Annotated in this window: 3 protein-coding genes; 1 reads left to right on the top strand and 2 read right to left on the bottom strand. The window is 67.8% G+C overall.

Annotation, left to right across the window (positions count from 1 at the left end):
• Positions 1–98 precede the first annotated feature (98 nt).
• Positions 99–3,617 carry a transcription-repair coupling factor gene (mfd, locus tag DYI24_RS18850; protein ID WP_164573398.1) on the top strand — a complete coding sequence of 1,173 codons (3,519 nt, stop codon included), beginning with the start codon at positions 99–101 and terminating at the stop codon, positions 3,615–3,617.
• 119 nt (positions 3,618–3,736) lie between these two features.
• On the opposite strand, the gene DYI24_RS18855 is transcribed toward mfd, so the two are convergent.
• Together DYI24_RS18855 and DYI24_RS18860 are read right to left on the bottom strand one after the other, a co-directional pair.
• Positions 3,737–4,969 carry a GGDEF domain-containing protein gene (locus DYI24_RS18855; protein WP_164573399.1) on the bottom strand — a complete coding sequence of 411 codons (1,233 nt, stop codon included), beginning with the start codon at positions 4,967–4,969 and terminating at the stop codon, positions 3,737–3,739.
• A 48-nt stretch (positions 4,970–5,017) separates the two neighbouring features.
• Positions 5,018–6,288 (bottom strand): (2,3-dihydroxybenzoyl)adenylate synthase (locus DYI24_RS18860; protein ID WP_164573400.1); only part of this gene is annotated, 1,271 nt, incomplete at its 5' end.

Raw genomic sequence — 6,288 nt, forward strand, 5'->3', positions numbered from 1 at the left:
CTCTACGCCGCGGTCGCCGGCGGCGACACGCTGCCGGCCGAGTTCAAGGGCGGGCTGTTCGAACGGATCAAGACCTACGGCCATCAGGACGGCGCCGTATGAAGACTCCGAGCAGATCGCCGGCGGAACAGCTTACGCCCGGCAAGGCGCTGACCTTCGCCAACGTCGCCGAAGGCGCCGAGGGGCTGATCATCGCCGATCTGGCCCGCGCGGTCGCGGCTAAGCCGAAGGCGCCCGCTGTCAGCCTGACGGTGATCTGCCGCGATGGTCCGCGGATGCAGCAGCTGGCGCGCAGCCTGGAGTTCTTCGCGCCCGATCTCGAGGTGCTGCAATTTCCGGCCTGGGACTGCCAACCCTATGACCGCGTTTCGCCGCACGCCGGCATCCTGGCGCAGCGCGTCACCACGCTGGCGAAGCTGTCGCGCCTGACCGGCAGCGACAAGCCGCTGATCGTGCTGACCACGGTCAACGCCGCCGTGCAGCGGGTGCCGGTGCGCGAGATCATCGCCGCGCAGGCGCTGTCGGTGGCGCCCGGCAACGTCGTGCCGATGGATTCGATCGTCGCCTGGCTCGAACACAATGGCTACAGCCGCGCCTCCACGGTGCGTGAAGCCGGCGAATACGCGGTGCGCGGCGGCATTCTCGATCTGTTTCCGGCCGGCCTCGACCAGCCGGTGCGGTTCGACTTCTTCGGCGACCAGCTCGAATCGATCCGCACCTTCGACGCCGAGACCCAGCGCACGCTGCACACCATGCGCGGCCTGGACTTGGTGCCGGTGTCGGAATTCCAGCTCGTCACCGAGACCATCCGCCGTTTCCGTATGGGCTACGTCGCCGCGTTCGGCGCGCCGCATCCAGACGACCAACTGTACGCCGCGGTCAGCGAAGGCCGCCGCCATCCCGGCAGGGAGCACTGGCTGCCGCTGTTCCAGGAGCGGATGGACACGCTGTTCGATTACCTGAAGGGAACGCCGGTCGCGATCGAGCCGCAGAGCGAAGACGCCGCGCGCGAGCGCTTCAAGCAGATCGCCGACTACTACGACGCCCGGCGCGAAGCGATGGAGCAGCCCGGCTCCGGCGCGATCTACAAGCCGCTGCCGCCGGATCGGCTGTATCTCACCGACAGTGAATGGACCGCGCGGCTCGAGGGCGTTGCCCTGGCGCGGCTGACGCCATTCGCGCTGCCGGACGACACCAGCGACGTGATCGATGCCGGTGCCCGGGCCGGCCGCAACTTCGCGCCGGAGCGCGCGGACGCCAACGTCAACGTGTTCGAGACGCTGGTGGCGCACGTCTATGCGCTGCAGGCTGCGCGCAAGAAGGTGGTGATCGCGCTGTGGAGCGAAGGCTCGCGCGACCGCATGGCGAGCATGCTGAAGGACCACAAGCTGGTCGCGCTCACCAGCGTCAATTCCTGGCGCACCGTGCAGGCGACGCCACGCAACGAAACCATGCTGGCGGTGGTCGGCCTGGAGTCCGGCTTCGAGACCGACGCGTTTGCGGTGATCACCGAGCAGGACGTACTCGGCGACCGCCTGGTGCGGCAACGCAAGGCCAGCAAGAAGCTCGACAACTTCATCTCCGAAGTCACCAGCCTGTCGACCGGCGACATCGTGGTGCATGTCGAGCACGGCATCGGCCGTTTCGTCGGCCTGCAGACGCTCGAAGTCGGCGGCGCGCCGCACGACTGCGTCGAACTGCACTACGCCAATGACACCAAGCTGTTCCTGCCGGTCGAGAACATCGAACTGCTGTCGCGCTACGGCTCCGACGGCACCACGGTCGAACTCGACAAGCTCGGCGGCTCGGGTTGGCAGGCGCGCAAGGCCAAGCTGAAGAACCGTATCCGGCAGATCGCCGGCGAACTGATCAAGGTCGCGGCCGAACGGCACCTGCGCGAGGCGCCGAAGCTGCCGGTGCAGCCGCAGCTCTATGACGAGTTTTGCGCGCGCTTCCCCTACGACGAGACCGAGGACCAGCTCGCCGCGATCAACGCGGCTCTCGGCGATCTGGAGAAGGGCACGCCGATGGACCGCCTGGTTTGCGGCGACGTCGGTTTCGGCAAGACCGAGGTGGCGCTGCGCGCGGCGTTCGCGGTGGCGCTCGACGGCAAGCAGGTGGCGGTCGTGGTCCCGACCACGCTACTGGCGCGGCAGCACGCCAAGACCTTCACCGAGCGCTTCCGTGGCTTCCCGGTCAATGTCGGCCAAGCCTCGCGACTGGTCTCGACCAAGGAGCTGTCGCAGGTCAAGAAGGGCATCGCCGACGGCACGCTCGACATCGTCGTCGGCACCCACGCGCTGCTCGGCAAGTCGATCAAGTTCAAGGATCTTGGCCTCGTCATCGTCGACGAGGAGCAGCACTTCGGCGTGACCCACAAGGAGAAGCTGAAGCAGCTGCGCTCCGAGGTTCACGTGCTGACGCTGAGCGCGACGCCGATCCCGCGCACGCTACAGCTCGCCATGACCGGCGTGCGCGACCTGTCGATCATTGCTTCGCCGCCGGTCGACCGGCTCGCGGTGCGAACCTTCGTGGCGCCGCATGATCCGTTGATGATCCGCGAAGCGCTGCTGCGCGAGCGCTATCGCGGCGGTCAGGCGTTCTACGTGGTGCCGCGGATCGACGATCTCGCCGAGGTGAAGGACTTCCTCGACAAGCACGTGCCGGAGATGAAGGTCGCGGTCGCCCACGGTCAGATGCCGCCGGCGGTGATCGAGGACATCATGTCGGCGTTCTACGACGGCAAGTTCGACATCCTGCTGTCGACCACGATCGTCGAATCTGGCCTGGACATCCCGAACGCGAACACGCTGATCGTGCACCGCGCCGACATGTTCGGCCTGGCGCAATTGTATCAGCTTCGCGGCCGCGTCGGCCGGTCGAAGCTGCGCGCCTACGCGCTGTTCACGCTGCCGCAGCACAACATCACCGCGCAGGCGGAGCGCCGGCTCAAGGTGCTGCAATCGCTGGAAACGCTTGGCGCCGGCTTCCAGCTCGCCTCGCACGACCTCGACATCCGCGGCGCCGGCAATCTGCTCGGCGAGGAACAGTCCGGCCACATCAAGGAAGTCGGCTTCGAGCTGTATCAGCAGATGCTCGAGGAGGCGATCACCAACCTCAAGGCTGGCATCGTCGACGAGCCGGTCGCCGACCGCTGGTCGCCGCAGATCACCATTGGCATGCCGGTGCTGATCCCGGAGGACTTCGTCGCCGATCTTGCGGTGCGGCTTTCGCTGTATCGCCGGCTCGCCGATCTCGACACCGACGAGGAGATCGAGAACTTCGCCGCGGAGCTGCGCGACCGTTTCGGTCCGCTGCCGGACGAGGTCCGCTATCTGTTCAAGATCGCGGCCATCAAGGCGTATTGCCGCCGCGCCAATGTCGAGAAGGTCGACGCCGGCCCGAAGGGCGTGGTCATCAGCTTCCGCGACAACGCCTTCGCGCAACCGGACAAGCTGGTATTCTTCATCAAGCGCCACGGCGAAGCTGCCAAGGTGCGGCCCGACATGAAGGTGGTGTTCTTCCAGGTCTGGGAGACGCCGGAAGAGCGGTTGATGGGGACGACTGATATCCTCAAGCAGCTCGCGGACCTCGCCGAGAACCGCAAGGCGGCGTGATCTTTCGCCTCCGCGTCATTGCGAGGCGCGCAGCGCCGAAGCAATCCAGCAGCTCCATACACCGGCCTCTGGATTGCTTCGCTGCGCTCGCAATGACGGCGATCGTCTTGGCTGGACGCCTACGACGCCGCGCGGCGGCGGTCCTGCTGCACGACGCGGGTTAGGATGGCGCGGGCGGATTCGTCGGGCATCAGGGTTGCGACACTGACGTCGGGATCGATCCGGGCCTCGCGCCTTGCGCTATGGGCGGTCTGCTTGATCACGCTGCTGAGCCGCCGCGCAATCGCCTGGGCGTTGCGCAGGTCAGTTGCCGCGAACACCACCAGCAGCGTGCCGTCGGTCTGCAACGTGCCGAAATCCATCTTGCGCATCAGTCGGCTGACGATCCGTGCGGCGTCGTTGACCGCGCGGCGATCGGCGCGGTGCAGGACGAAACGCGCGACCGACAGGCCTTCGCCGCGGGTCTGCGCCTGATACACGGCGGTCGCAAAATCGCGCTCGAACGCAGCCTCGGTGAGGAGGCCGGTGCGGGGATCGAGCAGGCCCCCGGCATCCAGCGAAGCCAGCGTGCGGGTGAGCCGGCCCTCGAAGGCGTGCTGGCGTACCAGCGGCAACGCGGCGCCGACGATCCGTGCCGGATCGCCATCGACGAATTCGAGATTGGGCAGCTCGAAGCTGCTGTGGGGCGCCGGAACGCCGACCACGATCGGCAAATGCCGGAACCGGGTATCTTCCGACAGCACGGTCAAGAAGGCATCGACCACGCGCGGGCTGAAGCCTTCGGCCAGCACGATGCCGTCGAGATCGCGGGCGTTGAGATGCTTGGCGGCGGCTTCGATCGACAGCGCGCCGACCACCCCGACGCGCTCACCGAGCGCGACCGACAGTGCCGGATAGGCGGCGCCGCGGCCGATCAGCAGCACGGTCGCGTCCTGCAGCGGATCGTGGTCGGATAGTTCGGTGAGGCCGCTCGGATCGGTCAGGCGCCGCATCGCCGTGGCGTGCAGCGTCCGCACCCGCAACGCGGCTCGCAGCCGGGACGCCAGATGGATCAGTTCGCGCGGATCGGCGCTGAACGGCATGACGTTGTCGGGCAGGCCGCCATCGGCGCCGATCGCGATCAGCGGCACGTAGGGCTGCAGCAAGCCGATCTGGCGGGCGAGTGTCTTGAGGGAGCCGGCGGGCGCACCGCCATCTGCGACCACGGCCGACGGGCGCAGCCGGCCGACCGCGTCGCCAGCCTCCGGCCATGCAGAAGCAAGCACTGGAAACAGTTTGGCGTCCGTCAGTGCTGCGAGGGTCGGCGAGCTTTCATCGTCGGTTACGACGAGGATAGGCGCGTGGTACGACATTCCAAGAACGGCTCCCGCGGTCGAGGCGGAAACCGTAAGCCGTCGCTGTTAATGCGGCGTCAACGTCGATGCGCGGTTTTCATCGACCTTCGGAGCGTCGCGGAAGGCCTCGACCATCAAAGGGTTTAGGCCGAGTTCTGCAAGTGCTTCACGAGCTCTGGAATTGTCCTGTGCGCGGCCGGCGAGCCGATAGCCGCTGAGCCGGTCCGGCAGCGCCGTGAGCAGCGCGCCCTGGCCGAGCCGCTTCGCCCATTCCTGCAGGTCCTGGGCGAGGAAGCGATAGCCGCCGACCGCCATCACCCCGGCAGGTGGAGCGGTGATGCAGATCGAGCCGGTGGCACGGTCGAGTCGGGCCGCGTAGCCGGTGTCGACATAGTCCGGCGGCGGCGCCATCGGGATCGAACTGTTGAGCGGCGGCAGCGGCGCATAGGCGGCGAGCGTCACCATCGGGCCGCGCAGCCCGAGCGTGCCCTTCGGCGTGATCAGGATTTCGCCAGCAGTCGAACCGCCGGCATGATCGCGGGGTGCGGTGTGCGGTCCCGGCATGATCGCGGCGGGGGTACCTTCCGCCGTGCGCTGGGCGCCGAACAATCCGGCTTCGCCGAACAGATAGATATCGGTGAAGTGGGCCGGCGCGCCGATCCAGTTCGGGCTGGAGGCGACCTGCTCGGGTGCTCGCCAGAGGCCCACCACGCTGCGCAGCGACGGAGCCTGCGCTGTCAGTCCGGCTTCGCCGAGGCGGAGAGCAAGCGGCGCCGGTGCGACCAGGGCCTGACAGCCGAGGTCGACGATCTGCCGCTCCAGCACCGCGTCATCGAACGGGTGGTGCAGGGCCAGCGTGCCGCCGCTGAGCAGCCACGTCACCATCGATGAAGCCAGCCCGGCGAACGTCGCCGGCGTCTGCGCCGACAGCAGCACTGCGCCCTGCGGGATCGCGCTTTCGAGGAAGACAACCAGGCCGCCTGCGATCAGATGCAAATGGCTGCGCGGGATCGCACGGACGCCATCGCCGGTGGTATCGAAGGAGATCACCGCGGCGCGGCGCGCTTCCTGCGGTCCCGGCGCTGGCGGCAATGCGGTGGGATCTTCCATCGCGGCGTCCAGCGAGGCCATGCCCTCGGGCAGGTCATCGCCGAAGCCGCAGACATGGCGGATCGAGAACGCTTCCGCGGCGGCGTTCATGGCCAGATCGGAGTGGCTGACGCCGTCGATCCAGCGCGTCGACACGATCGCCCGTGCACCGGTGCGGTTCAGCGCGGCGGTGAGATCGGCGTGGCGCCAGAGCTGCGGCAGCAACGCGACGACGAGGCCGGCGCGAT

The organism is Rhodopseudomonas sp. BR0C11 (assembly GCF_010820945.1).
Lineage (GTDB): Bacteria > Pseudomonadota > Alphaproteobacteria > Rhizobiales > Xanthobacteraceae > Rhodopseudomonas > Rhodopseudomonas palustris_H.